This is a genomic window from Pseudomonas sp. NPDC087346, assembly GCF_044744235.1.
Lineage (GTDB): Bacteria > Pseudomonadota > Gammaproteobacteria > Pseudomonadales > Pseudomonadaceae > Aquipseudomonas.
Map to the genome: position 1 here is coordinate 1 of NZ_JBIUXX010000146.1, position 2,138 is coordinate 2,138.

The 2,138-nt window shown below is 56.5% G+C and carries 3 protein-coding genes; all 3 read right to left on the reverse strand.

What is annotated here, in order from left to right; all coding sequences use genetic code 11:
• Positions 1–164: 164 nt before the first annotated feature.
• A complete protein-coding gene (gene truB, locus ACIOZM_RS31515; protein WP_401221532.1) occupies positions 165–1,082 on the reverse strand; it encodes a tRNA pseudouridine(55) synthase TruB in 918 nt (305 codons plus the stop codon).
• A 4-nt stretch (positions 1,083–1,086) separates the two neighbouring features.
• Positions 1,087–1,488: a 30S ribosome-binding factor RbfA gene (gene rbfA / locus ACIOZM_RS31520; RefSeq protein ID WP_096818842.1), complete on the reverse strand. Its 402-nt coding sequence runs from the start codon at positions 1,486–1,488 to the stop codon at positions 1,087–1,089.
• A 160-nt stretch (positions 1,489–1,648) separates the two neighbouring features.
• The coding region (locus ACIOZM_RS31525) for an EF-Tu/IF-2/RF-3 family GTPase (RefSeq protein ID WP_401221534.1) at positions 1,649–2,138 on the reverse strand (490 nt) is incomplete at its 5' end.

Below are 2,138 nucleotides of genomic sequence, written 5' to 3' on the forward strand. Positions count from 1 at the left end.
TGGTAGTCAGCTACGATTTGAGCTTTTTCTTGAACGTCGAGAGCCATGAGGCAATCCTTTTATCAGGAAACTGTTTCAAAGAAACAGCTTCAACAGGCCAGGGACAAATCCCTGTATCTAAAAATGAGTAGTGACCGTGCCTGTTAACAGCCACCCTCGTTCGGTCATTCTGACCGAATCAGTCGACGCGGCGCGATGCGCCCGTCTTCGCTCACTTCACCGATACCGATGAAGCGACCGTTATGATCCTGTACCCGCACCATGCCGAACTTCGGAGCATCCGGGGCACGCACCGGCTGGCCGTTGAGCCAGTAGAACGCGCTCGCTTCGGAGAAGTGCAGCAGCGGCCAGTCCAGCAAGCCGCTGTCCGATGGCATCAGGAAACGATCAACCGCTTCGTTGCCGCCTTCGGCATGTACCGCTTCCAGCTCTTCGAGGGTCACGGTCTGCGCCAGGGTGAAAGGCCCGGCCTGGGTACGGCGCAATTCAGCGACGTACGCACCACAACCGAGTTGCTCACCAATATCCTCCACGAGGGTACGAATATAGGTGCCCTTGCTGCAATCCACCGCAAGACGCGCAGTATCGCCTTCGAAGGCCAGTAATTCCAAGCGCGCAATAGTAACAGAACGCGGTTCGCGCTCCACTACTTCGCCTGCACGGGCCAGCTTGTACAGCGGCTGACCATCACGCTTGAGCGCCGAGTACATCGGCGGTATCTGACTGATTTGCCCACGAAATTTCGGCAGAGCAGCTTCCATATCGGCACGACCAACGGTCACCGGGCGTTCCTGCAAAACCTCACCTTCGGCATCTGCCGTGGTGGTGGTCTTGCCCAGTTGCGCCAGGGTTTCATAACCCTTGTCGGAATCGAGCAGGTATTGCGAGAACTTGGTCGCCTCGCCGAAGCACAGCGGCAACACACCGGTGGCCAGCGGGTCGAGACTGCCGGTGTGACCGGCCTTCTCGGCGTTGAGCAACCAGCGAACCTTCTGCAGCGCGGCGTTGGAAGTGAAGCCCAACGGCTTGTCCAGCAGGATGATGCCACTGACGTTACGACGGATACGTTTGACCTGAGCCACCGAATTACTCCTTGGTGTCTTCAGGTTCAGCCGCAACCACGTGCTGATTATCTTCAGCCACGGCACGTTCGATCAGGGCCGACAGATGCGCACCACGCACGACGCTTTCGTCGTAGTGGAAGTGCAATTGCGGCACGCTGCGCAGCTTCATTTCACGGGCCAGTTGCATACGCAGGAAACCTGCGGCGGCATTCAGCACCTTGATGCTTTGCGCGATGTCTTCGGCGTTGTCCTGCCCCATCACGGTGATGAAAATCTTCGCGTGACCGACGTCACGACTGACTTCCACAGCGGTAATGGTGACCAGGCCGACGCGCGGGTCTTTGACTTCACGACGGATCAGTTGTGCCAGCTCACGCTGCATCTGATCGCCGATACGTTGGGTACGGCTGTATTCTTTTGCCATGATTTTGTTACCTGTAACTGCCCAGCGGTGAAACCCGCAAGGTCTGAAAGCGGCAAACGCCCGGCCTGACAAATGCCAGACCGGGCGTTGCGTTTAGAGTCCGGGTGATGCGCCGCACATTGGAGTGCGGCCGACCATCACGGCTCCTGAAGTGCGCGAGTTAGAGGCTGCGAGCAACCTGGACCTTCTCGAAGACTTCGATCTTGTCACCGACTTTGACGTCGTTGTAGCTCTTCACGCCGATACCGCATTCCATGCCGGCACGTACTTCGGAAGCGTCATCCTTGAAGCGGCGCAGGGATTCCAGCTCGCCTTCGAAGATAACGATGTCTTCACGCAGTACACGGATTGGACGGTTACGGTGAACAACACCTTCGATAACCATGCAACCGGCGATCGCGCCAAACTTCGGCGAACGGAACACGTCACGCACTTCGGCGATACCCAGGATGTTCTCGCGAACATCGCTGCCGAGCATACCGGTCAGGGCTTTCTTGACGTCTTCGATGATGTCGTAGATCACGTTGTAGTAACGCATATCCAGACCTTCCTGCTCGACGATCTTCCGTGCGCCAGCATCGGATATCATGTTTATTCCTAACTTTTGATCTTTTGTATCATGTTGATTTTTGGTATGGGTTTTTGTGATT